General features: G+C 32.7%; 22 protein-coding genes. 16 read left to right on the plus strand and 6 right to left on the minus strand.

Annotation, left to right across the window (positions count from 1 at the left end; translation table 11 throughout):
• Positions 1–10: 10 nt before the first annotated feature.
• From ACXAHM_RS01315 to epsC, 3 genes are all read left to right on the plus strand, one after another.
• On the plus strand, positions 11–730 hold the full coding sequence (locus ACXAHM_RS01315; protein WP_474958584.1) for a tRNA threonylcarbamoyladenosine dehydratase: 720 nt from the start codon (positions 11–13) through the stop codon (positions 728–730).
• Positions 731–922: 192 nt separating this feature from the next.
• Positions 923–1513, plus strand: a complete 591-nt coding sequence (locus tag ACXAHM_RS01320; protein ID WP_474958585.1) for a 1-acyl-sn-glycerol-3-phosphate acyltransferase — start codon at positions 923–925, stop codon at positions 1511–1513.
• A gap of 108 nt (positions 1514–1621) precedes the next feature.
• Positions 1622–2446, plus strand: coding sequence for a serine O-acetyltransferase EpsC (epsC, locus tag ACXAHM_RS01325; protein ID WP_474958586.1), 825 nt, complete (start codon positions 1622–1624; stop codon positions 2444–2446).
• 100 nt (positions 2447–2546) lie between these two features.
• On the opposite strand, the gene ACXAHM_RS01330 is transcribed toward epsC, so the two are convergent.
• From ACXAHM_RS01330 to ACXAHM_RS01340, 3 genes are all read right to left on the minus strand, one after another.
• Complete coding sequence (locus tag ACXAHM_RS01330) at positions 2547–3074, minus strand: hypothetical protein (RefSeq protein WP_474958587.1); 528 nt, start codon at positions 3072–3074, stop codon at positions 2547–2549.
• A gap of 192 nt (positions 3075–3266) precedes the next feature.
• On the minus strand, positions 3267–4103 hold the full coding sequence (locus ACXAHM_RS01335) for a PspA/IM30 family protein (RefSeq protein WP_474958588.1): 837 nt from the start codon (positions 4101–4103) through the stop codon (positions 3267–3269).
• 20 nt (positions 4104–4123) lie between these two features.
• Entirely contained in the window at positions 4124–4543 is a 420-nt protein-coding gene (locus ACXAHM_RS01340) for a J domain-containing protein (protein WP_474958589.1), read from the minus strand.
• Positions 4544–4871: 328 nt separating this feature from the next.
• Here ACXAHM_RS01340 and ACXAHM_RS01345 point away from each other — a divergent pair, with 328 nt between their 5' ends.
• From ACXAHM_RS01345 to ACXAHM_RS01355, 3 genes are all read left to right on the plus strand, one after another.
• On the plus strand, positions 4872–6569 hold the full coding sequence (locus ACXAHM_RS01345) for an AMP-binding protein (protein WP_474958590.1): 1698 nt from the start codon (positions 4872–4874) through the stop codon (positions 6567–6569).
• A gap of 78 nt (positions 6570–6647) precedes the next feature.
• A complete protein-coding gene (locus tag ACXAHM_RS01350) occupies positions 6648–7304 on the plus strand; it encodes an alpha/beta hydrolase (RefSeq protein WP_474958591.1) in 657 nt (218 codons plus the stop codon).
• A gap of 303 nt (positions 7305–7607) precedes the next feature.
• Entirely contained in the window at positions 7608–8084 is a 477-nt protein-coding gene (locus ACXAHM_RS01355; RefSeq protein ID WP_474958592.1) for a hypothetical protein, read from the plus strand.
• Between the two features lie 8 nt (positions 8085–8092).
• On the opposite strand, the gene ACXAHM_RS01360 is transcribed toward ACXAHM_RS01355, so the two are convergent.
• The gene (locus ACXAHM_RS01360) at positions 8093–8995 is read right to left on the minus strand and encodes an RluA family pseudouridine synthase (protein WP_474958593.1); all 903 of its coding nucleotides are present in this window, start codon (positions 8993–8995) and stop codon (positions 8093–8095) included.
• 223 nt (positions 8996–9218) lie between these two features.
• Here ACXAHM_RS01360 and ACXAHM_RS01365 point away from each other — a divergent pair, with 223 nt between their 5' ends.
• The 10 genes from ACXAHM_RS01365 to ACXAHM_RS01410 all read left to right on the plus strand — a co-directional run bounded on the left by ACXAHM_RS01365 (position 9219) and on the right by ACXAHM_RS01410 (position 21324).
• Positions 9219–11222, plus strand: coding sequence for a T9SS type A sorting domain-containing protein (locus ACXAHM_RS01365; RefSeq protein ID WP_474958594.1), 2004 nt, complete (start codon positions 9219–9221; stop codon positions 11220–11222).
• A 219-nt stretch (positions 11223–11441) separates the two neighbouring features.
• Entirely contained in the window at positions 11442–13424 is a 1983-nt protein-coding gene (locus ACXAHM_RS01370; RefSeq protein ID WP_474958595.1) for a T9SS type A sorting domain-containing protein, read from the plus strand.
• A 267-nt stretch (positions 13425–13691) separates the two neighbouring features.
• On the plus strand, positions 13692–15683 hold the full coding sequence (locus ACXAHM_RS01375) for a T9SS type A sorting domain-containing protein (protein ID WP_474958596.1): 1992 nt from the start codon (positions 13692–13694) through the stop codon (positions 15681–15683).
• A 44-nt stretch (positions 15684–15727) separates the two neighbouring features.
• Entirely contained in the window at positions 15728–16762 is a 1035-nt protein-coding gene (gene ribD, locus ACXAHM_RS01380) for a bifunctional diaminohydroxyphosphoribosylaminopyrimidine deaminase/5-amino-6-(5-phosphoribosylamino)uracil reductase RibD (protein ID WP_474958597.1), read from the plus strand.
• A gap of 36 nt (positions 16763–16798) precedes the next feature.
• Positions 16799–17506, plus strand: a complete 708-nt coding sequence (locus tag ACXAHM_RS01385; protein ID WP_474958598.1) for a DNA alkylation repair protein — start codon at positions 16799–16801, stop codon at positions 17504–17506.
• Between the two features lie 96 nt (positions 17507–17602).
• Positions 17603–18871: a bifunctional folylpolyglutamate synthase/dihydrofolate synthase gene (locus tag ACXAHM_RS01390; protein ID WP_474958599.1), complete on the plus strand. Its 1269-nt coding sequence runs from the start codon at positions 17603–17605 to the stop codon at positions 18869–18871.
• 212 nt (positions 18872–19083) lie between these two features.
• Positions 19084–19485 carry a hypothetical protein gene (locus ACXAHM_RS01395; protein WP_474958600.1) on the plus strand — a complete coding sequence of 134 codons (402 nt, stop codon included), beginning with the start codon at positions 19084–19086 and terminating at the stop codon, positions 19483–19485.
• Positions 19486–19617: 132 nt separating this feature from the next.
• The gene (locus ACXAHM_RS01400) at positions 19618–19869 is read left to right on the plus strand and encodes a hypothetical protein (protein ID WP_474958601.1); all 252 of its coding nucleotides are present in this window, start codon (positions 19618–19620) and stop codon (positions 19867–19869) included.
• Between the two features lie 258 nt (positions 19870–20127).
• Positions 20128–20742, plus strand: a complete 615-nt coding sequence (locus ACXAHM_RS01405) for a DUF4251 domain-containing protein (RefSeq protein WP_474958602.1) — start codon at positions 20128–20130, stop codon at positions 20740–20742.
• 144 nt (positions 20743–20886) lie between these two features.
• The gene (locus ACXAHM_RS01410) at positions 20887–21324 is read left to right on the plus strand and encodes an RrF2 family transcriptional regulator (RefSeq protein WP_474958603.1); all 438 of its coding nucleotides are present in this window, start codon (positions 20887–20889) and stop codon (positions 21322–21324) included.
• Here the strand turns inward: ACXAHM_RS01410 and ACXAHM_RS01415 are convergent.
• The gene (locus tag ACXAHM_RS01415) at positions 21314–21835 is read right to left on the minus strand and encodes a hypothetical protein (RefSeq protein WP_474958604.1); all 522 of its coding nucleotides are present in this window, start codon (positions 21833–21835) and stop codon (positions 21314–21316) included. The genes ACXAHM_RS01410 and ACXAHM_RS01415 overlap by 11 nt on opposite strands.
• Positions 21836–21877: 42 nt before the next feature.
• On the minus strand, positions 21878–25318 hold the full coding sequence (locus ACXAHM_RS01420) for an AAA domain-containing protein (RefSeq protein WP_474958605.1): 3441 nt from the start codon (positions 25316–25318) through the stop codon (positions 21878–21880).
• Positions 25319–25322 lie beyond the last annotated feature (4 nt).

A 25322-nucleotide genomic window follows, 5' to 3' on the forward strand; every position in this document is an offset into this window, starting at 1 on the left:
TTCAAAAAAGATGGGACACTGGCAGGAAAGAACAGAATTACTGATTGGTCAAGAAGGAATTAAAACACTTGGAAGAAAGCATGTATTGATTGTAGGTGTTGGTGGAGTTGGCGGTTTTGCTGCTGAAGTAATCGCAAGAGCAGGTGTTGGACAAATCACAATTGTGGACGGTGATGTAGTAGATGAAAGTAATAGAAATCGTCAGATTGCAGCTTTAGAAAGTACAACAGGAAAACCAAAGGCTACTGTAATTGCTGATCGTATAAAAGACATAAATCCGGATGTAACATTACATGTCAAAGAGACTTATCTAGAGGATGAGGAAGCAATTGCAGCATTATTAGATGAATATCCTTACGATTATGTTGTAGAATGTATCGATACTTTGACGCCTAAAGTGACCTTATTATCACTTTGTGTAAAGAAAAAAATCAAAGTAGTCAGTTCGATGGGTGCAGGTGGAAGAATGGACCCTACACAAACAAAAGTTGGACGTTTAAGAGATACCTATAATTGCTTACTAGCAAAACAAGTAAGAAAAAGAATTACACACGAATCGTTTAGAAGAAAGATTAAATGTGTATTCTCTTCTGAATTAATCGATAAAAGTAAAGTAGTGACGGTAGAAGGTGTGAAGCACAAAGCGTCAACTATTGGAACAATATCTTATATGCCTGCAGTATTTGGCTTGACAGTAGCTTCTGTGGCTATTCGTGACTTATTAAAATAAATGCCTTAGAAACAGGAAGAAAGAACTCATCATGTACTATGGTGAGTTTTTTTTGTATGTTAATAATATTTACCAAAAATAAATATCTGTTTTTGTCACAAACTTTTGATCTTTTCTGTTGTTACTTTTGTTAATACAGTAATATATTTTTACTCTAATTAATACTTTCTCCATAGAGCGTAAATAGAAAATATGATACGATTAATATTTCGTTTATTATTTAAAATCAATGGTTGGTCACTAAAAGTTGATCATATTGCTAAAGAGGATATCAAAAGAAGTGTTTTTCTAGCTACTCCACACACTTCGAATTGGGATGCTGTCTATATGGTTGCAGCCATGCTTAAAATTAAAGTAAAATTACGTTTTGCGATAAAAAGAGAATGGTTACGCTTTCCGTTAAGTATTGCTTTATCCCCAATGGGAGCAATTGGTATTGACAGAAGACCGCAAGGAGATAGAAAAGAAAAACTAAGTATGGTCGAGGCGATGGCCAATTTATTTAAAGAAAATAAAGAACTTTCTTTGGTTGTTCCTCCTGAAGGGTCGAGGTCTTTGAGAGACAAATGGAAATCGGGCTTTTACTATGTTGCTGTATCAGCAAAAGTACCGATTATCTTAGCCTACTTGGATTATGATAAGAAAGAAGCAGGAATCTATGAAGCATTTATGCCAACAGGAGATTTTGAAAAAGATATGAAATACATAACGTCTGTATATAAGAAGCACAACCCCGCTCCAAAATTTACGGAGTTATTTGCTTATGATACACGTTTTGAATAAGGAAAAGCGAAAGGGAAACTTCTCGCTTTTTTTATTTTAATATAGGATTTATTGAATAATAACATTTACATTCCTTACTTTTGAATTATACACCCCAACTCATTGATTATGGAAAGTAATATCAAAAAACAAGTGAATAAAGATATAATTGCTCAAATCAATTCAAATAAATGTATGTTCCAAATGCCTTCAAAGCAAAAAGCTGAAGAGTTTGTGGATGATATGTTTCGTTTTCTATTTCCTGTAGTATCAGGGGTAGAACAAGGTTATTATGCTGCTGAATTAGCATTGATTCGTCTTAATGGCAAATTACAAGAGATCATTCTTCCAATTAGGGATCAATTCGAAATGGGTTGTAGTAGAGCTACTGACAAATTTTTTGAAGCACTTCCAGTAGTACATAATAAATTATTAAAAGATGCTCAAGCAATTTTTGATGGTGACCCTGCCGCAAAACATATAGAAGAAGTCATTTTAGCATATCCTGGCTTTTTTGCTGTATTTGTCTATCGAATGGCTCATCAGTTGCTACAATGTCAAGTACCCATTGTCCCTAGATTATTTGCTGAATATGCACATAGCAAAACAGGAATAGATATTCATCCAGGAGCTACAATTGGAGAATATTTCTGTATAGATCATGGTACAGGTATCGTTGTTGGAGAAACCACAAAAATTGGAGATCATGTAAAGTTATACCAAGGTGTAACATTAGGTGCCTTAAGTGTGAGTAAAGATTTTGCGACTATGAAAAGGCACCCTACGATTGAGGATAATGTGATTATCTATTCAGGAACAACAATTCTTGGAGGGGATACGACAATTGGTAAAAATTCTATTATTGGTGGGAATGTTTGGTTGACAGAAAGTGTAGCACCGGATTCCACAGTGTATAATCAGAGTTCCGTTAGCGTCAGAAAAAAGAAAAATTAAATATAAAAATAGGCCTCTAGTTCAATGAAGAACAGAGGCCTTTTTTTAAAACATGAATAATTAAGCGAAGTATTTTTGATCTGATCGAAATCAGGTAGTTTTATCTATTTTTGCAATATTCTAAATGTCCTAAGGCATTATTTAAATCATCAACACCACTGTTTAAGTGTTCAATTGCATCATGCAAATGATCGACAGCATTGTTTAAATGATAATGCATTTCATTCATATCATCAGCATAATGAGCGTCAGATAAAGTTGTTGTTGCAATGTCAAATACGATTTTAGCATCATGAAAAGATCCATGTGCTTCTCCAGCATGTCCCTCAGCATTTGAGCATACATCTATAGCCTGTGACTTTGCACTATGTGATTCGTCTTTTGCAAAATGAGCATTCCTCATTGCATCTTGAGCTTCTCGTTTTGCATAACCTATATTTTCTTTAATACATTCTTCTGTGTGACAGTCAAAACATTCATTGATAAAATATAATGCGGTTTCAGCACCCTCGTGTGATGTTTGGTAAAAATCATAAGCATCATGAATATCATTTTCAATAACGTGGTGTTGACTAAATCCAAAATTGATAATTAATAGATTTAAGATAAAAAGTATTAGTTTTTTCATAAGGGGTTATTGTTTATTACAACTACAGAACAAAACCCTTCTATGATTAGTGCTTGGAAAATCTCATTAAACTGTAAGTCTTAAATAAGTGCTATCTAAATATTGGAATAGTACTATTTTAGTATTTAATAAGCATAAAAAAAGGCCTATAATTTTATAAACTATAAGCCTTTCATTTTATGATTACAGCAATTACTTATTTTTCAATTGCTCTTTTAATTTATCTAATTCAGATAAAGTATCTCCACTACTACTTCCTGTAGAATTATCCGTAGAAGAAGTATTTTGATTACTAGACTGACCAGCATTCTGAGATATTTGTGCTTTTAATTTATTCAGCTCATCTGATGTACCTAATTGAGCAGCTGAAGAGCCTCCGGTTAATCCTAATGCTTGATCAATTTCTGTATCTACAGATTGATTCTTAAGATCAGCCATTTCACCATAAGATTCTGCTAAAGCTTCTTTTTCCTCCACTTTTTGCTTCATTTTTTCTAAACGAGCAATGGTAGTTGAAGAATCAACGCTAGATAATTGTTTATTTAATTTGGCAGAAGCATCACTAACTGTAGCTCTAGCACGTAAAGTTTTTAATTCATTTTCCCAAGTTGAAATCTGAGATTTTAAGCTTTGTACATTGCTTTCCATCTTGGTCAACATTCCTGAGTAATTGTCGATATTTTTTTGGTTAGCAACGGCACGTTGCTCATATTGTTGTTTACGCTCTAATGCCTGACTTGCTAGTCTATCTGCTTCATCTGCACTAATATGTCCACTTTGAGCTCTTTGTAATAATAAAACTGCTTTTTGCTCAAAGTCTTTTGCATTTCTATGATTTGATTCAAATTCTTTTTTCTCACGAATCGATAAGGCCTTTACTTCAGCAAGTCCTTGCATCGATTTTGATAAATCAGTCTTTAAATCTCTGATCCCTTGTTCAGTTTGTTTTATAGGGTTTTCTAATTTATCTAATACGGAATGAGCTTCTGATTCTGCTATTCCAAAAAGTCTTTTTAACCATCCAAACATGTGCTATTCTCTATTTTATATTAATTTTTAAATTTCTTTTCAAAGTAAGTATAGGCTTCATTGATTTGTAATGTTACCTTTTTTGCTAATTCTTGCTTTTGAGGATCATCCGCATATAAATCCGGGTGATATAATTTAACTAATTTTCTGTACGATTTCTTAATAGTTGGAAAATCATCACCTCTTTTTACCTCTAAAGCACTGTAATATTCATCTTCTTGACTTTTTTGTTGAGGTTGTTGAGAAGAATTTTGTTGATACGATTGTTGATTATTGTTGTTTGTACTTTGATATTCGTAAGTATCATTTTTAATTTGCTCATAGTACTTTTCCCAGTCTTGCTTATCCTCTTCTTCAAAGAATTGCTTAAAAACGGGATTACTCTCAATCTTATCGTTAATTGTTGACTTTAATATGTTCTTAAATCGGTCGACTAACATTCTTGTTTTTTATTTTCTAAATAAAATATAATACACGTCTATATATATAACACGAAAAGTTACTAAAAAAGATGTATTAATGCTCAAAAAGTTATTTGTGAATGATTTTTCATCCATTTTTTTGGAGGTAATATGTAATAGGTGTATATTTGACGATTATTAAAGAAGTGTTAATCCGCTTCGGCTGAGCACTAACACTCAAACATTTTTTTTATCTTTCTGATAAACCTCTTTTCTTTTTATTCAAGAAATTGGTTTTCTTTAGATCAATTATCTAATACTACACACATATAGAGGTTTTTATCTCTAACATATCAACATTTTGCAAATGGAACAAAATTTTCCTTGGCATAAGCACTATGCCGATTTTACTCCCAAAGAGATTAATCCGGACAATTACCACTCTTTAATTAAGTTATTTGAAGAATCATTTGAGAAGTTTTCAAATAAAACAGCTTACGAATGTATGGGAGGGAAGCTAACCTTCGCTGAAGTGGATAAAGCATCAAAAGAATTTGCAGCTTATTTACAAAATACGTGTAAGATGAAGAAAGGAGATCGTATTGCTATTCAAATGCCCAATACACTCCAATATCCAATTGCAATGATCGGAGCTATCCGTGCTGGTATGGTGGTAGTAAATACCAATCCATTATATACTGAAAGAGAAATGGAACATCAGTTTTCGGATGCTGGTGTGAAAACAATTGTTATACTTGCCAATTTCGCAGATAAATTACAAAATATAAAAGATAGATTGCCTGAGCTACAAAATATTGTAGTGACTGAACTAGGTGATCTTTTACCATTCCCAAAAAGCCTTATTGTAAATACAGTAGTGAAATATGTGAAGAAAATGGTTCCTTCATTTAGTTTACCTAAAGCAATTAGCTTCAAAAAGGCATTGAGATATGGAGCAACTTCTGAATACCAACGTCCTGTATTAACTGGGCAAGATCATGCTTTCTTACAATATACGGGTGGAACAACAGGTGTAGCTAAGGGAGCAATCTTAACACATAGAAATATTGTAGCGAACTTAGAACAATCTAATGCTTGGTTACAAGGAAGTTTAGAAGAAGGAAAAGAATTGGTAGTTACTGCACTTCCATTATATCATATTTTTGCATTGACAGTGAATTGTATGACGATGATGAAGATCGGTGCTCACAACTTACTAATCACGAATCCAAGAGATATGGATGGGTTTATCAAAGAACTTGGTAAATACAAATTCTCAATTCTTACGGGAGTAAATACTTTGTTCAATGGAATGTTGAATCACGGAAAATTTGCAGATTTAGATTTTTCAAATCTTAAAGTGACGATTGGAGGTGGTATGGCAGTGCAAGAAGCTGTAGCAAAACGTTGGGAAGAGGTGACAAGTTGTACCCTTGCAGAAGGGTATGGCCTTACAGAAACTTCACCAGTAGTTTGTGTACATCGATTGGATAGTCCTAAGATTGGAACAATTGGATTACCTTATCCTTCTACAAACGTAAAAATATTGGATGAAAACGGACAAGAAGTAGCAGTAGGTGAAGTAGGAGAACTTTGTGTGAAAGGTCCTCAAGTAATGAAAGGATACTGGAACCGTCCAGAAGAGACTGAAGCAACATTTTTTCCTGATGGTTGGTTGAGAACTGGCGACATTGCAACTATGGATCATCATGGTTATTTCAAAATTGTAGACCGTAAGAAAGATATGATTCTTGTATCTGGCTTTAATGTTTACCCTAATGAAGTAGAAGATGTTTTAGCAATGCATGAAGGTGTGGATGAATGTGCAGTCATCGGCGTTCCTGATGACAAGTCAACTGAAGCTGTAAAATGTTTCATTGTCAAAAAAGATCAACATCTTACGGAAGAAACATTAAAAGCTTTCTGCAAGCAAAACTTGGCAGGTTATAAAGTGCCTAAACATTATGAATTTAGAACAGAATTACCAAAATCAACAGTTGGTAAGATTCTAAGAAGAATGTTAAAGGAGGAAGAATTAGAGAAGACAAAGAAAGTACTTCATTAATTCTCACTACAAATAAATAGAAAGGTACTGTCATTACGGTACCTTTTTTCATTTATAAATAATAGAATTCAAAAAATCATGGATATACATAAAGAATGGGTACCTGTTGCAATTGATGCTCCATTTTATACCAATGCAGCCTTATCAAAAGAAGTAGAAAATTTATGGATGGTTTTTCATGGCTATGGACAGTTAGGAGAACATTTCATGAGAAGGTTTAATATCTATGACAAGGAAAAGCATCATATCGTAGCTTGCCAAGGATTATCGAGGTTTTACTTAGACAATACCTATGAAAAAGTAGGGGCCTCATGGATGACCCGTTTGGAAAGAGAAGCCGATATTACACATCAACAACGTTACATTTCTGCAGTTTATGAAAATAGATTAATGGCACTTCATCAATATGACCGTAAAGTCAAACACAATTACTTTGCATTTTCTCAAGGTGGTGCCACTTTATTGAGATGGATGAAAGCTTATCAACCAAAAGTAGATCATCTGATTTTATGGGCGGCAGATGTTCCTAAAGAATTTACATTAGATGATTTCTCTTTTTTAAAGAAAGAATCGAAACTAACCATTGTATTTGGTGAAAATGACCCATTTAGAGGGTTTATTAATATTGAATGGTTAAATGAAATTGTTGAGAATGTGGATTGTAAAGCAGAATTTATAACTTTTGATGGAGGTCATCATGTAAGGAGAGATGTTCTTAAAAAGATTGATTTGTAATTAACTACATAAACATAGATTTTATTTTATTAAACATGAAATAACCATTATAGCTATAGATAGTTATATTTAATCTCAACCTCAATGCGTTTAACTATCATTGTTTTGTACTGTTTTGTGATGTAATAAATTATTATATCAAGTTTTAAGAATGAAATATTACTATTAACTAAAAATGTGTTAATATTTTTCAATCTTATATTTGTCTAATATAATTGAAAGTGCTAAGTTTGATATTGTATCATGCTGAAAAGCACTTTTTTTGTGTCCTATGAAATGTAGGATGACTTATTACTTACTTCAATGACCTCTTCAATTTTTACCTCGATGAGATGTGTATTCGTATGCATTTTAGTGACTAATGCTCTATTATTTCTTTTTCCAAATACACTGTTTGGGCAAACTGAAAATTTATCTCCAGTTCAAATGGTTGGGGATTACTACACCGGTGAATCTGTAGTCGTAGAAAATGCAAAAGGCTCTACTTTTGTCACAAATTACATTGTGAATCAACAAAAGATTATCACAGAATTTAGTCAATACATTTTTATCCATGATATCGGAAGATATGATGAAGATACTTACTTAAACGCTTTTAATAGAGTATCAGGCTTGGCAATGGGATTTGATGAAACGGTTGCAGGGAAAAACAACCATACTTTAAATTATTACACAGGTTATAATAATAAAGAGAATATCGTCATCATATTTCATTACAATGAAATAGACCAATTGATACAGATTAGAATTAAGCATATTTTGAAATCAGCAGAGATCTAATAGATATCTTATAGTTGATATTTTTTCCACATTTTTTCTTCTCTTTCTAACAAAGAATCAAATTTGCTTGGATAAGGAACGGAAAAAGTGAGTTTTTCTGAAGTTCTTGGATGTAAAAATGTGATTCCGTTACTGGAAAGAAATAAACCTTTTCCTTTGAGTGTATTTCCTTCTTCACCATATTCTTTATCACCAACAATAGGATGTCCTAGCATGGCAAGATGTCTTCTTAGTTGATGTGTTCTCCCTGTATGTGGTGATAATTCGACTAAGGAAAGTTGTTCACTTCGTAAGGAAGGAACAGACTTTATTATTTGATAAGAACTGTGACATTTCTTTTCATCTAGATCAAATAATATATCACCTTTAGATTCTTTAAATTTCCCCATAGCTACAGCGTGATATTTTTTCTTGATGGTTTTATCTTCAAACTGTTGTCCAAGTTTTACTCTCGCTAATCTAGTTTTGGCAATTAATAATAAACCAGAAGTAGGGGCATCCAATCTATGACATGGCTTAGGCCAAGGCATGGCATCGGCCATAGATGAAGTTTGAAGATTAAAAAGCAAAGCATTTTCAATGGTTTTAAATTGATTTCCGCTCACTGTTATTCCTGAAGGTTTATAAATAACTGCAAGATCATTATCTTCAAAGATCACATCAAGTTTCAATTCAAAGACTTTTGGGGGAGGTGTGTCTTCTCCTAACACTTTGAACTCTTGATTAATTTCCAACCACTCACTTCCATTCATTGGTGTGTTATTACATACGATACGACCTTGCTTGAAGGCTTTTTTTAGGCCGTTTCGAGAGGTAATAAGAGTACTTTCTTTGAGTAGATAATCAAAAATACGTATCCTTAATACTTGATTATCAGAAGATTTTATTGTCTCGAGTACTTTTTTTTTCATCCCAAAAAATGATTTGTTATTCGAAATAGTACTTCACTAAAACTGAATTTTTAAAAGATACTATTAAATTTTGTCCAAGAATTCTTTAAAGATATTAAAAATAATTTCACAAATCGTTTTTAAAACTTACATCCAAGCAGATTTTTCTCACTAACTCCTTTTAAAAAAATGCGTTTACTTTGTTACAAAGCTGAAAAAACTGATTATCAATTATTAATGACCTATGAGACCCTATATTTTTATATTGTTACTACTTTACTGCAGCATAGATTCTTATGGAACAGATTACTATTCTACCACTGGAGGTGATATATACAATGGAGCAAAGTGGTCAACAGATTCTGATGCAGCGGCCAATTCTGGTAGCGTAAAAACATCATTTCTTTCAACAGATAATTTAATTATTAGAGCAGGTGATTTTGTTTACCTACCTTCTAGTGATGTAACAGTAAATACTATAAGAGTAGCAACTGGAGCATTCCTGGGAGATTTTCAGGCAGATAATATTGATTTAGTTGTTAAAAACTTGATTGTACAAGGCTCTTTATCTTTAACTGCACCAAGAACAGGGTGTACTATTACATTAGAAAATTTTATTGTTTTAACTAGTGGTAGTGTTACGTTAGGACATGATAATACACAAATTACACATAATGGTTTATTGTATGCTTCTAGTAGTTCTACTAGAGTTGTATCAACACCTTTAACCAATTTTTCTGGAAATGGGTCATTTGATGGATACGCAGATTTTAGTACACCTGATGCAATGGGAACATTATATCTTGCCACAAGTAGCACTGAAGGTACTTTGGAAGATATACCCTCTGAACTAGCTAGTGAAACAGCAACATTTACGCTTGTTAAAGATTATGTTCTAAAAATATCATCTCCTATTGGTTCTGGTATTACATTTAGTGCAGGTTCAGATGGATCTGATGGAACAGAAAATGGTAGTGTTGAATTTTTAGAAGGTGCCTCGGGAACTTTCAATTCAAATGGAAACCCATTCAATAACATGGTAATGAATACTTCTAGTGGTATTACTCTAAATGCAGATGTTACTTTATCAGGTCAACTTACATTAACCAATGGAATCATTCATACAGGAAGTAATACATTGACTGTTGAAACAATAGGATCTACTTTTGCATCAACAAGTGATCGTAATACAACTCTTCCAGGCGGATCTAATTCTACTCATGTTGATGGAATTTTAGCCTACAATGCTCCAGCAAGTACTAATTATGTATTTTTACCAGTTGGAGATGAAAGTAGATTAAGGCCCGTAGGTGTCCGTAATACTACTGGTACACATGGTTTTACTGTTACAGCTCAATATATTCAGGCTGCACATGCTGATGCTGCAGATGTCAATGGTTCATGGGATCAAAGTACTGTAGAACATTGGGATATCAGTGTAACTGGGGATGCAATTTCAAATTCTAATAACTTTGATGTAATTCTGACCTACGATTCCTATTCAAATGTGAACACAGGTAGTTTGGAAACATTACACCTAACACATTATGTTAGTGGTACATGGGAATCAGAGATAACAGCAAATCAACCTGGTGTGCATAATGTTAAAACAGGTACTGCAATTGATAATGTTACAGGATTTTTAGAAACTTCAGTGACCCAATTTAGTCCATTTGGAATGGGTGGAGGAGCAGGACAAGATCTTCCAATTGAACTTACTTATTTTAATGCGGAAAGAGACAATCAAAATATGATTTTTAATTGGGAAACAGCCATAGAAATTGATAATGATTATTTTGAAATAGAAGGATCAACCGATAAAAGAATCTCAGAAGTAGTTGCCATCATAGATGGAGCAGGAAATTCTCCGACTCCTTTAAAATATGCTTACAATGCTTCAGAATTAGAGTGGAATCAGTATAGATATTTTAGGTTGAAACAAACTGATTTTGATGGAAAATATTCTTATTCAGAATGGATAGAAGTAAATAATAGCATTGATGTAAATTTTGATTATATACTTTATCCCAACCCTTCTCATGATGTATTAAATATTGAAACCATTTTGCCCAATAATGAAGTAATAGAGTCAATGCAAATAGTAGATTTACAAGGCAAAATGATTCTGAACCAAAAGTGGGATAATCAAAAAGAAATAAATACCAGCCAACTCAATAATGGAGTCTATCTTATGATGATTACCACAAGTTCTGGAGAAAGGAAAATACAACGTTTTACTGTTCAATAAGAGAACTACCTTTAGAGTGCTTACTTTGAAAAGAGTAAGTACTTTTTTTAGCCTTAATACTAAAAATAGAAATATTTTGAGAGGTCATATTACTAATTAAATATTTGTTTTTAAAGTTTAATTTCAACCCTTATTAGTCCAAAAATAAACGAACTGTAACCTTTTTTTAATTGTTATGAAGATGAAAACTAATACAATCAATTATTAAATTATTTTGATATGAAAGTCTTTATCTTTTTAACTGCTCTCATAAGTTTGACATCAAATATTTATGCAGCAGATTTTTATTCAACTAATAGTGGAAATATGTATGCTGGTGCAAGATGGGCTACTACTTCAGGAGGTGTTGGTTCACCGAAAACAGATTTTACATCTAGTGATAATTTATTTATAGAAAGTGGCCACACAATTGATCTGCCTAATAAAGATAATATCGTTATTAATAATCTTACAATTTATGCAGGGGGTACACTATCTAATTTTACAGAAGACAACAATGATATTACCATAAATAATTTGATAATCTTAGGTAGTTTAGATTTTGACGATACATCTATTTCAGGGTGTAAAGTTACAGTAACAAATATCTATTTTATTGGGAGCAATTATAGCTTTACAAGAAGTGAAACCAATACTACTGTAGATCATTCAGGGATTATTTTTGCGTCTTCAAAAACATCTCAAACTCCTCCCTCTGATGTTACAAACATTACAGGTAATGGACAGTTGTCTCAATATATGCAAGGGTCTGTGGGAAAAAATATATTGCATTTAGCGAGTGGAGCAACAAGTGGAACCTTGGAAAATTTACCTTCTTCTTTTTCAACAGAAACCTCATCTATTACTTTAAATTCAAATTTTACTTTAACTGTAAATACCTCTGTAGGTTCAAGTTTTTCAGTAACAGCAGGTAGTAATACGAATGTAGAATTTATTGGAAATTCATCTGGTACATTCATACCAAGTGGAGTTTTTAATAATATTACTATGAATACATCTAGTGACGTTACTTTAGGAAATGATCTTGAAATAGCAGGAACACTTACATTAACGGATGGTGTTCTTACAACAGGTTCAAATTCAGTTACCGTTAGAACAGGTGGATCCATAAGTGGTTTAAGTACTCAAGCTGACCCTGATGATGCTTTATGTGGAGGTTCAGATGCATCCCATATTGATGGAACTTTAATAATGAGTGTTTCAGCTACGAATAACTATGTTTTTCTACCAGTTGGGGATAATGCAAACTTAAGAACTATTGGGGTTAGAAACCTGGTAGGTTCTCCAAGTAACTTTGTTGTTACAGCAAAATACAATAAGTCAGCACATTCGGATTATAGTGATACAGACGATGGTGATTTAAAAATGAGTAATATTGAATATTGGGATATTTCAGTATCTGGAACTGATGTTAATGGAAGCCCAAACTTTAATGTAGTCTTAACCTATGATGATAATTCTGAAGTAAATACTGGTAAGTTAGGTGATTTACATGTAATGCATTATCGATCTGGACAATGGCACTCTGAAGGTAGTGGTGGAAGTGGAGCATCTCATACTTTTAGTCCAAAGAATAATATTGCAAATGTTAATGGATTTTTTGAAGCAGCTACAGCTACATTTAGCCCTTTTGGATTTGGAGGTGGAGCAGACCAAGATTTACCTATTGAACTTACTTCTTTTGAAGCAAAGCAAGATAATAACGAAATGGTTTTTAGTTGGGAAACTGCTCAGGAAATAAACAATGACTTTTTTGAGTTAGAGGGTTCTAAGGATAAAAGAAGTACGAATACTATCGTAAAAATAGATGGTGCAGGTAATACCCAAACGGAAAGAAAATATAAATACAATGCCTCAGCTTTTGAATGGAATCCTTATCAGTATTTTAGGTTGAAACAAACTGATTTTGATGGGACTTATACGTTCAGTGAATGGATTGAAATAAATAATTCAGCAAAAGCATTTGATTTTTACCTTTATCCTAATCCATCCCATGATATCATGACAATTAATACAGTTTTAGGTCAAAATGATACTATAGAAACCATTCAAATTGTAGACTTACAAGGGAAACAATTAAGTAGAATGGATTGGGAAAATCACCATCAAATCAATACTTCTTTTTTAGATAGAGGTATATACATTATGATATTGACTTCTTCCTCCGGTGAAAGAAAAATACATCGATTTACAGTCCAATAAATTATATATAAAATGCCAGGTTTGTTCATCAAATTTGGCATTTTCTTCTAAATAATGAAAAGAAAAAAAAATGGTACTTGACCAAAAAATAACTATACAAAGAAGTAATTAAAACATGTTTAGATATAGCGTTATTTCATTTAATCTTCTTAAAAAGTAGAACTGAAAACTTACAAAGTCTCAAAAAATAGAACGGGAACTGATCTAAATATTTTTGTGTTATCACATCACACGCTTAGTAAAAAACAAGAATAACAATATTTGCCTATGAAAGTCTATATCTTACTATTAGCACTCATAAGCACCGCTTTTAGAGTTTATGCTACTGATTATTATTCAACTAGTACAGGATTTATTATCAATAGTGCAGGATGGGCCACTGAATCAGGAGGAAGTGGTACAACTAAATCATCTTTTAACTCAGATGATAATTTATTTATAGAAAGTGGTCATACAATTTTACTACCTAGTACATCAGGGGTTACACTTAATACAATTACAGTTTTAAGTGGTGGAACTTTACAGGGTTTTAAAACATCAAACATGACAATAACTATTAAAAATTTAGTTGTTGTAGGTACTTTTACTATACCACTTGAGTTTATTTCAAATTGCACGATAAATGTTGAAAATATTTATTTTATAGGATCAAATTATTCATTTACTAGAAGCGAGACAACTACAACAATAAATCACACTGGTCTTTTGTATGCTTCCACCCAAGGTTCACAAACTCCACCATCAGATGTTACTGGAATTACTGGTGATGGACAACTAGAAGAATACATGTCTAGTAGTGCCGCAAAAGGAACATTACATCCAGCAGCATCAACATCAGAAGGTACATTAGAAGATTTACCATCTACTTTTTCGTCTGAAACAGGTGGTATTACTTTAGCTTCAGGATATACTTTGAAGATAAACAATTCAACATTAGGAGCCAATTTTACAATAACAGCAGGTACAAATACAGACATTGAATTTCTTGGAACTTCTATAGGTACTTTTACACCTTCGGGTACATTCAGAAATATTACAATGAACACATCTAACAATATTACGTTAGGGGCAAGTTTACAGATTTCAAATCAATTAACTTTAACAAGTGGAATTATCAATACAACAGATGATTATTCCGTTTCTGTCGCTGGAACGATTAATGGAGCCTCATATAACAGTAATCCTGATAACGTAATAACGGGAGGTTCAAATAGTTCTCATGTAAATGGTGCTTTAACTGTACAAGTGACTGCCACATCAGATTATGTATTATTGCCTGTTGGAGATCAAGGTAGACTTAGAGTTGCAGGGGTGAGAAACTTAGTAGGTTCTCCTAGTAATTATATATTAACAGTTCGATATAATCAAGCAGTACATGATGATGCTGCAGATGTTGTGGATGCTGGAGTAGATTTGAGTACTGTAGAATATTGGGATATTCAAGTTACGGGTGCTGATGTAGATAATACTAACGAACATTTTAATGTAGTATTAACGTATGATGATTTTTCTAATGTCAATACAGGTTCTTTATCTACCTTGCATGTAATGCATTACAGAGGAAGTTCTTGGAATTCTGAAGGAAATGGTGATGGTGGTGGAGCAACAAATACTGCAAGTCCAAATACAAATATTGATAATGTTAATGGTTTTTTTGAAGCGCCAACAGCTACATTTAGCCCATTTTCATTGGGTGGAGGCGGAGGACAGAATCTCCCAGTTGAACTTACGTCATTTGATGCTACGCAAGATAACAGTGAAATGATTTTCAGTTGGGAAACCGCTCAAGAAATCAACAATGACTTTTTCGAGTTAGAAGGGTCTAATGATAAAAGAAATACGAATACTATTGCAAAAATAGAGGGTGCTGGAAATTCTCAGACAGAGAGATTATATACATACAGAGCTTCTACTTCTGAATGGAATCTATATCGTTATTTTAGATTGAAACAGACCGATTTTGATGGAACTTATTCTTACTCAGATTGGATTGAAGTGAATAATACAGTTGATGTAGATTTCGATTTTGTTGTTTACCCCAATCCTGCACATTTAAATTTAAATGTGAATACTTTTTTAGGTAATAATGATAAGATTAATACTTATCAAATTACAGACTTACAAGGTAGGATTCTAGAACAGAAAGAATGGAATAACATGGAAAATATTGATATTTCATTTCTCAATAATGGCTTGTACTTAATCACCTTAACGACAGAATCAGGAAAAAAGAAGATCCATCGTTTTACAGTGCAATAATGAATACCTAACTTAGTAGCTATGGTTTCAAAGTAGATTTAGCTATGCAAGAAAAATATATGTATCGTGCATTGCAGCTTGCTCAAAAAGGGATAGGTAACGTAAGTCCAAATCCAATGGTAGGTGCTGTAATCGTATACAATGATAGAATCATCGGAGAAGGGTATCACAAACAATATGGGCAACCACATGCTGAAGTCAATGCTGTTACTTCTGTAAAGGAAGAAGATCAACATTTACTATCTAAAGCTGATATGTATGTGACGCTTGAACCTTGTAGTCATTATGGGAAAACACCTCCTTGTGCTGATTTATTGGTTAAAAATAAATTCAAAAATGTATATGTCTGTAATTTAGACCCTAATCCATTAGTAGCTGGAAGAGGGATCAAAAAATTGACAGACTCAGGTATCCATGTTAAAACTAAGATTCTTGAGAAGGAAGGTTTAGAAATTAATAAACGCTTTTTTAAAGCAATGATTGAGAAAAAACCTTTTGTAATGCTAAAATATGCTCAAACAACAGATGGATTTGTAGCAAGAGAAAATTTTGATTCAAAATGGATTAGTAATTCATTTTCTAGACAATTAGTTCATAAAATGCGAGCTGAAGAAGATGCAATTATGGTCGGAAGTACTACCGCAAAATATGATAATCCTACATTAAATGTAAGGGATTGGTTTGGTAGTAATCCTGTACGTATTGTCATTGATAGAAATGCAACGTTAGAGCCTACACTAAATTTATTTGATCAATCAATTCCTACACTCGTTTATACAACTTCAAAAGAACAGTCTTTAGAGAACCTGTCTTTTATTTCATTGTCAAAAGAAAATTTCTTTGAGGAACTACTTCATGATTTATTTAATCGTAAACTACATTCATTAATTGTAGAGGGAGGAAGTACCTTATTAAAGCAATTCATTGAAAGAGATTTATGGGATGAAGCACATGTTTTTACTTCTTCCACAGCTGAGTTTGGAAAAGGAATTGAAGCTCCTTTATTAAAAAATGCTCTAAAAGTGAAAAGTCAAAAGATAGATAAAGATGATTATACTATCTTTAAAAGGAAGCCTTAGCCTTCCATCAAAAAACAAGCAAAAGAATTATCTAAAATGACAAAAAACGAAGTAATGGACGCTCTCTACCAATTTGGTAATGAGGGTACGAAATCAATCTATCTAAAACATGGTGCGCAAGAACCTTTTTTCGGAGTAAAAGTTGGTGACCTAAAAACGATTCAAAAAAAAGTAAAGAAAAACCATGAACTCGCTTTGGAATTGTACGCCACTGGAAATTCCGATGCAATGTATTTGGCAGGGCTTATTGCAGATCAAAAGAAAATCACAAAGGAAACACTAGAGGAATGGGTGAAAGCAGCCAATTGGTATATGTTGAGTGAATATACTGTAGCTTGGATTGCTTCCGAATCTCCTTATGGTTGGGAATTAGGTCTTGAATGGATCAAAAATGCCGATGAAGGCATTCAAAGCGCAGGCTGGTCTACCTTAGCCAACTACATTGCAATGATTCCTGATGAAAAATTAGATATCAAAAAAATAGAAGAATTACTCGATGAAATCAATACAGATATTCACGATTCATTAAATAGAGTACGATATACGAAAAATGGATTTGTTATTTCAGTAGGTTGTTATATTCCATCGTTGACAGATAAAGCAATGAAAGTGGCAAAACACATTGGTAAAGTTGATGTAAATGTAGGTGATACGAGTTGTAAAGTTCCCTTAGCTACGGATTATATTCAAAAAGTAATTGAAAAAGATAGAATCGGTAAGAAAAAGAAGAAAGCAAGGTGTTAGATAACACCTTTTTCTTTTTGTGAAGAATTTAAAAATGAAATTGAAGCTTCATTAGAATTGCTTACTTTCGTGCTTCAACTTTAGAAACGATAAAAAATGACTTACGAGGAGACCTTAAATTTTCTTTATGCTCAACTTCCTATGTTCCAAAGGGAAGGGAAATCAGCTTTTAAGAAGGATTTATCCAATACGATAGCTTTATGTAATGCATTGGATAATCCTGAAAATAAATTCAAGTCAATTCATGTGGCAGGGACCAATGGAAAAGGTAGTTCTTCTCATATGTTATCTGCTATTTTACAAGCAGCAGGCTATAAGGTAGGCTTGTATACTTCTCCTCATTTGAAAAGTTTTACTGAAAGAGTTAGAATTAACGGAAAACCTATCGCCGAAGAAAGTGTTGTTTCTTTTGTTGAAAATATTAAACCTACTATTGAGGAAATTCAACCTTCTTTCTTTGAACTTACCGTGGCAATGGCTTTTGATCATTTTAGAAATGAAAAAGTAGATATTGCTATTATTGAAGTAGGACTGGGTGGAAGATTGGATTCTACGAATGTTATTCAGCCTGAGGCTTGTTTAATCACCAATATTGGTATGGATCACATGGATATGTTAGGTGATACTTTACCAAAAATAGCAGCTGAGAAAGCAGGAATTATTAAAAGTGAAACGCCTATTGTAGTTAGTCAAAAACAAACAGAGACTACTCCAGTTTTTCAAGAAATTGCAAAAGAACGAAATGCTCCACTGGTATATGCTGAAGAAATTTTTGGTTGGAAAAAACAAAGCTTATATCAACAAGAAGATCTATTTATAGAAAATATTCATATTGAAGTCAAAGGAAATTACCAACGTCATAATGCATTAGGAGTTGTTGCCTTAATTCAAGTTTTAAATGAAAAAACAAATTTTGATGTTTCTAAAGAAGCAATTAAAGAAGGCCTTGAAAATGTAAGTGCATTGAGTGGTATCAAAGGAAGATGGCAAACTTTACAACAAGATCCATTAATGATTACGGATGTCGGTCATAATGAAGATGGATGGAGATTTGTTTTAGATCAAATTGCTTCATTGTCGTATAGAAAATTATGGATTGTATTAGGTGTGGTTCAAGAAAAAGACCTTCCAAATATGTTGGATAAATTACCAAAAAACGCCTTTTATTTCTTCTGTAAACCAAATGTACCTCGAGGTCTTGATGCTCAAATACTTACTCAAGAAGCCTATAAAATAGGACTTGAAGGTGAATGTATTTCTGATGTAAATGAAGCAATCACAGCCGCAAAAAGTAAAGCACAAAAGGAAGATTTGATCTTTATTGGAGGTAGTACTTTTGTTGTTGCAGAAATAAATGAACTATAATTCATAAACAAATCTTAACTTAACAGGGTAGGTAAATTTGAATTTAAACTAATACTTTTGCCTTGATAATGAGAAGTTTTAGCACTTTACCCGCTTGACTTCTTGATGTTTAACGAACTTTTGAGTTTATGAAATGTAGAAAAATTTTCTACTTTCTATTTGCTCTTTTTACTGTGACTTACTTATATTCTTGCAGCAGAAAAGCAAATTCAATGAACAATCACTCTGTTTGTTACGAAAAAGTAATTTCAAGTGAACCTGTTGTTAATGCGAATGGACAATTAATATCCTTTAGAGATGCTATGTATTTACATCTCGATATTAATGGGAAGAATGTAACAGGGACTTTTGAGTGGACTCCTTCAAAGAGGAAACACACAAAAGGAACATTGAAAGGAAAAATTGAAAATAATTTGATCAAAGCTGTCTACACTTATACTTCTAAAGAGGGAGTAAAATTAAGAGAAGAAAAGTATATCAAGTTGGATGAAGATTCTGCCTATTTTAGAATAGGAGGAAAGAAAAGGTTAGAAAACGGGATATATGTTTATGCAAACGATCAAAGAAACATGAAATTTGGAGCAGCAATACCTCAAAAATATTGTAGCTACTAAATAAAGAATCAGAGGAAGGTAAAACTTCCTCTTTTTTTATACCTCCTTTATTATCTTAATATAATTTGTACAACTGCTAGATTTACCTACTTTTGCAGTGCAATTTATTATTGAATTTAGAAATCAATTATCATGATGGATGAGAATATGATCGCAATGCAATTTGCAAATGCGATTAATACAGCAGAAGATGAGAATCAAATTGCAACAATGATGCAGTCTGCTTTTACAATGTTACAAGGAATGAATTTACCTGAAGAAAATGTAAAAGAAATTGCTTCTAAAGTATCAGGCTTTTTAGAAAACATGGAAGTTGAAGCAGGTTCTCAAGCAGAAAAAAATAAAGCAAAAGCAGTGGAAACACTAGCTTCTCTTATTGGATAACTAAAGAAGACATCTTAAATTGTAAGGTGTCTTTTTTTGTAGTAAAAAACTACTCTGAAAATAATTTAAATTCAAATGATAACTATTTAAATAACCCTAAAATAAATTAGCATAGATCAATTTAAATTGTCTTATATACAGAAAATCAATCAGTTTTACACTTGTTAAGAAAATGGAGTAAAACTTTTTTCATTAACAACGTATTATATTAAACAATCGAAAACAGAAAAGAACATTATCTACAAAATACTATTTATTATGAAAACGCCTTTTAAAAATATCCTTATCTTATTGAGTTTCTTTATAGGAATTTCATTTTCTACTTTAGCACAAGAAGCAGATACTACTTTAACTAAAGCAGAGAAAAAAGCATTAAAAAAAGAACAAAAAGCCAAAGCTAAAGCAGAGAAAAAAGCTCAAGCTAAAGCTTTTGAAGAATTACAGCATCAACAAGCAATTGCAGCAATTGATAGTCAACAATTCGTTTTAGAAGCAAATCAGTTATATGACCGTAGAGGAAGAACTGTAAATGTTCAATCGAATATTAACTTCATCAAAGTTGCTGGAAATACAGGTGTACTTCAAATTGGTTCTGCTCAACTAATTGGGTGGAATGGAGTAGGAGGTATTACTGTTGATGGTAAAATCTCAGACTGGAAAGTAAAAAAAGATGAAAAGAACAACAGAACAAATGTAACTTTTAATATCATGGGTACTGCTTTAGTAGCAAGAGTTACTTATGATTTAGATGGAACAGGTAACTTCTGTAATGTAAGAGTCAACGGAGTTTTCAGTGGAAGAGAATTACGTATGAGAGGTATCTTAGTACCGAACAAATCAAGTTCAACGTATGAAGGTATGATTAGATATTAATCTTACATTAAAAAAAAATCATGATAAGGCTTCTAGAATAGTTTTCTGGGAGCCTTATTTTTTTTTTGAAGATATCGTTTCTAAAAAATGATTATATTTAAATAGGTTGAAAATGAAGTATAGCTAAAACAGAATAAGACATTGATGTTTTCTAAAGCGTGTACCTATGGTATTAGGTCACTAATTTTAATTACCCAAAAAAGTATAGAAGGGAAGAAAGTAGGTGTAAAGGAGATCGCAAAAGAAACGGTTACTCCTGAACCTTATACTGCTAAAATATTACAACAATTATCAAGGCAAGGTCTCATAGAATCTATAAAAGGTCCAAATGGCGGATTTTACCTTACGGAAGAACAACAAAACCACACTTTGTATAAGGTCGTCAAAGCAATAGATGGAGATTCATTGATGAAAGGTTGTGGCTTAGGGTTTGAAGATTGTTCAGATGATAGACCTTGCCCTATGCATGAAAAATTCAAAGCGATAAGAATGTCTATTAATCAAATGTTGAATACTACAACTTTATTAGACATGAGTGAAGATGTCGAAGGAGGACTTTCTTTTCTTTACCTTAAGCATTAACAGATGCTTCTTCTTTTTTGAATCCAAAAAATCTACGAACAGCATTTTTAATCATAATTTTCTGATATAAAAAATAATCTTTCGCAGCGATGTAAAGTAGTTTATCAGTCTTAAATTGTGTTTTTAATAAAAAAGCAAAACCAATATAAGGGATACTAGACAAATAGGCTCCTAATATACTAATCTGATTTCCGAGCCTCCACTTTATAAATAAAGCCTTTAATGAAGCATTGATGACAAGAAAGAAAATAGGAACAGCGGTAGCCCAGCTTATTTCTCCCTGAATAAAAGAATAGCCAACAGCTCCGGGAATCAATATATTATCAATCCAAACGGCAACAAAACTCCAGACGATAAGGACGTAGCCCACTCTAAAAATTTTGGAAACACCTTTCCCAATACTATGTTCTACTAAGTAAGAACACTCTTCAGGTGTATATTTTTCATTGTTTTGAACAAAACTACAAAAGTTGTCTTTTGCACATTCACAATGTTCCTCGAAGTCTTTCATATCTGTATCCAAAATAGTAAATCGATTGTTAAACAGTTAATATTAGTTCATAGATAAAACCAAAAATAATGAACTATCGTTTTCAATCCAACCTTTTTGCTGTTTGATCCAATCCATTAACTTTTCATGTATGGTTGAACGCATTAATATCTTAGGATTCCCCAAAAAGACCATTTGTTGTTTTGCTCTTGTGATCGCTACGTTTAATTTTCGATCTACTATACCATCTTCCGTCAGTGAAAGCATATTTTCGAGCTGGAAAGGCGTATTCGCACAAAAAGAAATAAGGATGACTTCCCTTTGACTTCCTTGATAACGTTCTACAGTATCAATACTAATTTTATTCGCTTCTTCAAATCCGATTTCCTCCAAAGCTTGTCGAATAGCAGCTATCTGATTTCGGTATGGAGCAATTATTCCTAAGGTTTTATCAACATCAAAACTACCTTTTTGTTCTAAATATCTTTCTTTGGTTAAAACAGCAATCTCAGCGATTTTTCGGGCTTCCTCCATATTGATTTTATCAGATGAAGCAGTATTGGTATTTTGTGTAGGAAAGAAAAGTAAGCGTTTTTCTTTTAATAATTGATCCAATGCTGATTTAGGATTTTCTAATGACCAATTTACTTTTTCACTTTGCCAAGGCAATGGCACTGTTGTAAGCTTACCTTGATAGAAAAAGTCGTTCGCAAATTGACCAAGATCTTCATGCATACGACCTTGATTTTTTAATTGATCAAAAGCCCAATCCCAATTATTTTTTTGACATAATGAGAATATTCTTTCAAAGTAGGCATTCCTTCTATTTGTCAATTGGATTTCATCCAATCCTTTAAACTTAATTTCGGAAACGACCTTATCCTGTTGTGTGATAGCAGGCAATTGTTTTTGATCTCCAATTAAAACAAAACGATTTACTTTTGTCAATAAATCAACCAATTGTGGCTCTAATATTTGAGAGGCTTCATCAATGATAGCCATATCAAAATCCTTTATTTTAAATAAAGATTTACGACCTGAAATTGAAGCTAAAGTTGTGACAAAAATACGATGATCTTCAATCCCTTTACGAAGAGAAACCCTATTGTTAGCAGATTCTGCTAATTTATTCATCAAGTTATCCCTCCATTGTGGAGCACAAGAATGCTCAGATCCAATACGTAAAAATTTCTTACCATCAGCCTGGGGTGTGGTGATTGCTTCATCCAAAGCTTCACAAATTTCATCCACTGCACGATTGGTATAAGCTATAAATAAGATATTTCTATTTTGATCAGTATGATATAGAATGTGTGCTAAGTTCTTTAGCATTCTAGACGTTTTACCAGTACCTGGAGGGCCAACAACTAGACAATAATCTTCTGTAGAAAGAGCTTTCGAAAGCGTACTTAATTCCACCTTATTTAGGTTTTTGTCCTGTGCTAAAGATAGTACTTCTTCATGCGTATACATTTTAGAAGGATAAGTAGGTGGCTGTAAACCCAATAAAATATCTTTCTTTTTTTGGTTATCCCATGTAATAAAATGAAATAAACCTCTGTACATAGCATTAAAAGAAGCCTCCATAAAATCCCCCTCTAACGCCCAGTATCCACTGATATTAAACGTTTCATCATTACGTTGCTGATGTCTTAATTGAACAATAATTTCATCTTTTGTAATACTGGTGATTGTTCCTTTATTAATCTGACCATGGGTGGGTAATTGTCCATCTTTATCTCTAGGGTATAATGTAACAATATCACCCTCCCTGAAATTGACAAAAGCATTTTCCTCGTTTGTTCTTTTAAAAACTAAAATTGGTGTAGGATCATTGGCAAAATTTTCAGTGACTTCTAAATCAAATAGAATTTTAAAACTATCCTTTTTAGTATCGAAATCATCCAACCAAAGTGATGCTACACCTTGACTAAAGATAGTATCACCCACTTTTGCCAATTGATGTTCTTTAGCTATAAAACTAATAAATGAAAAAAGATACGCACGTTCCATTGTTGAAAGAGCACGAACTTTCATAATAAACGTATTCACATCTTTCTTGACAAATGGAGCTGCTCCAGCAAAAGCGACTTCATTGATTTGTTGAAGTACTTTCCCAACGTCCTGTAAGGTATCTGCTTTCGAAAGCATTAATTCATTAAGCACCATTTCATTTCTCGTGTAAAGAATTAATTGTTCCATACGAGTTGTAAATGTATCGTACCTAAGGGGGGCTTGAATGGCCTTTGAATAAAAGATCATTGGGTAAATATTTTGCTGATCACATTGATATGCATCTTTTAAAAGCATTTGATACATCAAAGTTTGGACAGCATGATTACTCCAAAGCCCTGCATTTCCTATACCTGGTTGAGGTGGTTTTCCTGATTTTAATTCAACAATTCTGTATTCTTCTTTCTCAGGATTAATGTGTAATAAATCAAGACGACCTTGAATTCCGTATTTTGGTGAATAAAATGAAGGTTCTATTGAACAACCATCTTTATCTATTCCTTGTTGTCTAAAGTTATCGTTGACTGTTTTAATGATATTTTCAAACTGGAATTTAGCATTCTGCATAAATCCATTAAATCCTTCTTTACTTTGTAATTCTGGTAATGTGATATAATCCAGTGGATTAGCCTTAAATGTCTTGGTGAAAATCTGAATAAAATCCAAAGACTGAGCATCTTCAGCGTGAATAGCTTCATCAAGAAAAAAGTTAGCAACACTTCCCAAAAGTATAGGCACACTTGAGGCAGATGGCGTAAACTTTTTTAATAAAATCGTCAATGGAATACTTCCTGTCATCGTAAATGATTCTGCAACAGTTGTGACATCTAAAAGGTAATCTGGTTCAATGACAAAGTGTTGAGGAATGAAAATATTATCTTCTTGAAGACGGACATTTATTAAATTCATTTGAATGCCTTCCCATAGTTTAGTCATGGTTGTTGTAAAGACTTCGTTGATATTTAATTCGTCATATTTTACTTGAATAAGTTCTTGACTTTCTGCGTCATCATCTTCTTGACAATGAAGGATTTTATTTTCAGTATCAATTTTTACAACTTCTACTCTCAGTGTGTCAATAAAATTTTCTTTCTGTTTATTGGCTTCTTTTTGAGTAGGTAATTGTGGTAATAATTGATCTAATTCTTGCGGTATTTCTTCCTCATAAATACGTTTTATAGTTTCAGCAATTCCTCTACTAGCAAAATTAATATCATGAATGCTTATGACTTTCATTGACCTTTTAGAAAGTCGATCATTAATTCGAACTTTTTGAAGTCGCCAAACAAGTAATTGAGGTAATTTTAATTTTTGTCCAATGTATGCAATTCTAGCAAACAAACTAGAAAGTAAAATCTTCTCTGTTTTGGTTTGTTCTTTACACAACCATTCCAATAAATCTTTTAATCGATGATGTTTTTGGGGTAGGGTAAAATCCTCTGAATGATAAGTATTTATAATATATTGATAAAAATCTTTGGCTGCCAGCATTCGT

The sequence above is a fragment of the Flammeovirga sp. AWQ4_249 genome, assembly GCF_056161045.1.

What these genes read in the sequence shown, in the direction of transcription:
- ACXAHM_RS01350 (WP_474958591.1), top strand. Translation starts at nt 6,648, where the DNA reads ATGGATATACATAAAGAATGGGTACCTGTTGCAATTGATGCTCCATTT.
- ACXAHM_RS01390 (WP_474958599.1), top strand. Translation starts at nt 17,603, where the DNA reads ATGACTTACGAGGAGACCTTAAATTTTCTTTATGCTCAACTTCCTATG.
- ACXAHM_RS01420 (WP_474958605.1), bottom strand. Translation starts at nt 25,318, where the DNA reads ATGCTGGCAGCCAAAGATTTTTATCAATATATTATAAATACTTATCAT.
- ACXAHM_RS01335 (WP_474958588.1), bottom strand. Translation starts at nt 4,103, where the DNA reads ATGTTTGGATGGTTAAAAAGACTTTTTGGAATAGCAGAATCAGAAGCT.
- ACXAHM_RS01405 (WP_474958602.1), top strand. Translation starts at nt 20,128, where the DNA reads ATGAAAACGCCTTTTAAAAATATCCTTATCTTATTGAGTTTCTTTATA.
- ACXAHM_RS01365 (WP_474958594.1), top strand. Translation starts at nt 9,219, where the DNA reads ATGAGACCCTATATTTTTATATTGTTACTACTTTACTGCAGCATAGAT.
- ACXAHM_RS01360 (WP_474958593.1), bottom strand. Translation starts at nt 8,995, where the DNA reads ATGAAAAAAAAAGTACTCGAGACAATAAAATCTTCTGATAATCAAGTA.
- ACXAHM_RS01410 (WP_474958603.1), top strand. Translation starts at nt 20,887, where the DNA reads ATGTTTTCTAAAGCGTGTACCTATGGTATTAGGTCACTAATTTTAATT.
- ACXAHM_RS01345 (WP_474958590.1), top strand. Translation starts at nt 4,872, where the DNA reads ATGGAACAAAATTTTCCTTGGCATAAGCACTATGCCGATTTTACTCCC.
- epsC (WP_474958586.1), top strand. Translation starts at nt 1,622, where the DNA reads ATGGAAAGTAATATCAAAAAACAAGTGAATAAAGATATAATTGCTCAA.
- ACXAHM_RS01385 (WP_474958598.1), top strand. Translation starts at nt 16,799, where the DNA reads ATGACAAAAAACGAAGTAATGGACGCTCTCTACCAATTTGGTAATGAG.
- ACXAHM_RS01395 (WP_474958600.1), top strand. Translation starts at nt 19,084, where the DNA reads ATGAACAATCACTCTGTTTGTTACGAAAAAGTAATTTCAAGTGAACCT.
- ribD (WP_474958597.1), top strand. Translation starts at nt 15,728, where the DNA reads ATGCAAGAAAAATATATGTATCGTGCATTGCAGCTTGCTCAAAAAGGG.
- ACXAHM_RS01340 (WP_474958589.1), bottom strand. Translation starts at nt 4,543, where the DNA reads ATGTTAGTCGACCGATTTAAGAACATATTAAAGTCAACAATTAACGAT.
- ACXAHM_RS01370 (WP_474958595.1), top strand. Translation starts at nt 11,442, where the DNA reads ATGAAAGTCTTTATCTTTTTAACTGCTCTCATAAGTTTGACATCAAAT.
- ACXAHM_RS01330 (WP_474958587.1), bottom strand. Translation starts at nt 3,074, where the DNA reads ATGAAAAAACTAATACTTTTTATCTTAAATCTATTAATTATCAATTTT.
- ACXAHM_RS01315 (WP_474958584.1), top strand. Translation starts at nt 11, where the DNA reads ATGGGACACTGGCAGGAAAGAACAGAATTACTGATTGGTCAAGAAGGA.
- ACXAHM_RS01415 (WP_474958604.1), bottom strand. Translation starts at nt 21,835, where the DNA reads ATGAAAGACTTCGAGGAACATTGTGAATGTGCAAAAGACAACTTTTGT.
- ACXAHM_RS01320 (WP_474958585.1), top strand. Translation starts at nt 923, where the DNA reads ATGATACGATTAATATTTCGTTTATTATTTAAAATCAATGGTTGGTCA.
- ACXAHM_RS01400 (WP_474958601.1), top strand. Translation starts at nt 19,618, where the DNA reads ATGATGGATGAGAATATGATCGCAATGCAATTTGCAAATGCGATTAAT.
- ACXAHM_RS01355 (WP_474958592.1), top strand. Translation starts at nt 7,608, where the DNA reads ATGACCTCTTCAATTTTTACCTCGATGAGATGTGTATTCGTATGCATT.
- ACXAHM_RS01375 (WP_474958596.1), top strand. Translation starts at nt 13,692, where the DNA reads ATGAAAGTCTATATCTTACTATTAGCACTCATAAGCACCGCTTTTAGA.